This window comes from Microcystis sp. M49636_WE2, from assembly GCF_030065375.1.
Taxonomy (GTDB): Bacteria; Cyanobacteriota; Cyanobacteriia; order Cyanobacteriales; family Microcystaceae; genus Microcystis; species Microcystis aeruginosa_C.
This window is the reverse complement of sequence record NZ_JASJFG010000203.1, coordinates 1-2,157: the sequence shown is the minus strand read 5'-3', so window position 1 is coordinate 2,157 and position 2,157 is coordinate 1. Positions and strand designations below refer to the sequence as shown.

The 2,157-nt window shown below is 39.0% G+C and carries 3 protein-coding genes; 2 read left to right on the top strand and 1 reads right to left on the bottom strand.

Annotation, left to right across the window (positions count from 1 at the left end; translation table 11 throughout):
• Positions 1 to 160: 160 nt before the first annotated feature.
• On the bottom strand, positions 161 to 835 hold the full coding sequence (locus PX484_RS04610; RefSeq protein WP_288103011.1) for a TIGR04283 family arsenosugar biosynthesis glycosyltransferase: 675 nt from the start codon (positions 833 to 835) through the stop codon (positions 161 to 163).
• Between the two features lie 382 nt (positions 836 to 1,217).
• Between PX484_RS04610 and PX484_RS04605 the strand changes: the two genes are divergently transcribed.
• Together PX484_RS04605 and nadA are read left to right on the top strand one after the other, a co-directional pair.
• Positions 1,218 to 1,643, top strand: coding sequence for a CoA-binding protein (locus PX484_RS04605; RefSeq protein WP_002733015.1), 426 nt, complete (start codon positions 1,218 to 1,220; stop codon positions 1,641 to 1,643).
• A 251-nt stretch (positions 1,644 to 1,894) separates the two neighbouring features.
• On the top strand, positions 1,895 to 2,157 hold a 263-nt coding region (gene nadA / locus PX484_RS04600; protein WP_288103010.1), incomplete at its 3' end, for a quinolinate synthase NadA.

The following is a 2,157-nucleotide window of genomic DNA, read 5'->3' as shown; positions in this document are numbered from 1 at the left end:
TAGCACCTAAAAGATAAAGAAATTGACGGCGATCGAGAGACATATTCTCAGAGCAGATGTTACAATGATCAATTATCCTATCGATCGGTACTTCGGGAGACAAAAATTTTTATCGACAGACTCCCAGAAGTAATTAGAATCTAGTGGTAGTTCTCCCTAATTACCATAAACGATAAAAATTTTTCAACAAATGCGGCGGAATTTTTAGATAATAACCAATAATTATTAATTGATTAACTAAGGTGGTTTTGGCAACTCCTAATTTTTGCCAACGTCTTGCCGAGGTAATCACCGCAGTAGAAACTATGGCTATTTTACCCCTTTTTTTCAATCTTTGTATTAATTCAAAATCTTCCATAATTGGTAACTCAGGAAACCCCCCTAAATCGGTCAATATTGAGGCTTTTAAAAATATTCCTTGATCTCCGTAGGGAAGAGAAAACCAGTGAGAACGCCAATTAACTAATTTTTCCACTAAACGCAGGGTTTTTTCCTCTCCATCAATTTTTAATTCAAAAGCCCCCGCTACTATCCCAGATTGAGATAAAGTATTGATAATTTGCTCTTGATAATTTTGGGAAAGTAAAGTATCTCCATGTAGAAATAACAAAATATCTCCTTTCGCTATTTTGGCTCCTAAATTCATCTGAAATGCACGACCTTTACTCGGTGAAATAATTACTTTTGCTCCCAATTTTTCAGCTATTTCTCTGGTTTTATCTGTACTTCCCCCATCGACAACAATAATTTCTACTCCTTCACCTATCTGTTTTAACGTTGCTGCAATTCTTAACTCCTCATTAAGAGTCGGAATGATAATACTAAGATAATTCATGAGGTTTTGTACTAACTAAAGTCAGAGGATTTAGGGGCAACCATCGGGTAAATTTTCCTACAGATACCGAGGAATTGATTGGGATTGGTAATAAGTAAGTAGTTATAATTAAATAGAAGATAGATTTTGCCTCTGATCCCCCCTGCCCCCCTTAATAAGGGGGGTGCCGATAGGCGGGGGGATCCCCCCTTAATCCCCCCTTGATAAGGGGTGTGTCTGACAACTTTTAACACCTACCTACTTAACTGTTTTTCCGATATAAAAGTTAAACATTGCTGCCAGTTCTCCAGAGGGGCTAAAGCTGCAGTTAAAAGTCGATACCAAATTAGGTTACACTTCATCTTTATGGGAAACGAAACTCTGTTCTAAGATAGGTGGGACAATGCCGAATATTAAAGGAGACGATGGTGCGCTCAAAACCATTTTCAGCAATAGTAAAATTATCGCAGTGGTGGGGCATTCTGAGAAATCGAGTCGCGCCAGCTATCAGGTAGCCAAATTTCTGCAAGCGGTGGGTTATCGAGTCTATCCTGTCAATCCGATGGTCAAGCAAATTGATGGTCAAAGGTGCTATCCTTCTCTAGAGGCTATCCCCGAACCTGTGGATATTGTTAACGTTTTTCGTCATCCTGATTATTTACCTGAAATTGTCGAGTCAGCTATTGCTATTCAGGCTGCTACCCTTTGGACACAATTGAAAATTTATCACCCAGTTGCGGAAAAAAGGGCGATCGAGGCGGGTTTAAATGTGATTATGGATGCTTGTATCCAGATAGAATATCAGCGTTTAGGGATTTCCCAAAAATAAACTATAGCGGTTCTCGTACCTGTACGGCACATTTAAACCTTTGCTGATTAAGCTTTTGAACATCAATAATGTACCTCGTGCGAATAGAACACGCTATATACTTTTTGAAAAATGGTATTATCGGGGCTTGGTTGTCAGTCGTTTGAGCGCTGTTGTATCAAGCTTTTTTTGTTTGTGGTCTCTCCTTGGAAAAATTTGCTATGATGTAGAGACTTGTTTAGTATTTGGTAAAAATAACCATAAATCTCACCGTGTTCACAACTGTTCAACCCGCAAATCGATCGAGCTTACCTGATGACCTATTTACGGCAATTAAAGAGCTTAAAAGGGAATTAAACGCCGTTATTTTGGCTCACTACTATCAAAATTCTGACATACAGGATATAGCTGATTATATTGGTGATTCTCTAGGTTTATCCCAGCAGGCTGCCCAAACGCCAGCAGATGTAATCGTATTTGCGGGGGTTCACTTCATGGGAGAGACAGCTAAAATCTTAAATCCGGATAAGTTGGT

What these genes read in the sequence shown, in the direction of transcription:
- PX484_RS04605 (WP_002733015.1), top strand. Translation starts at nt 1,218, where the DNA reads ATGCCGAATATTAAAGGAGACGATGGTGCGCTCAAAACCATTTTCAGC.
- PX484_RS04610 (WP_288103011.1), bottom strand. Translation starts at nt 835, where the DNA reads ATGAATTATCTTAGTATTATCATTCCGACTCTTAATGAGGAGTTAAGA.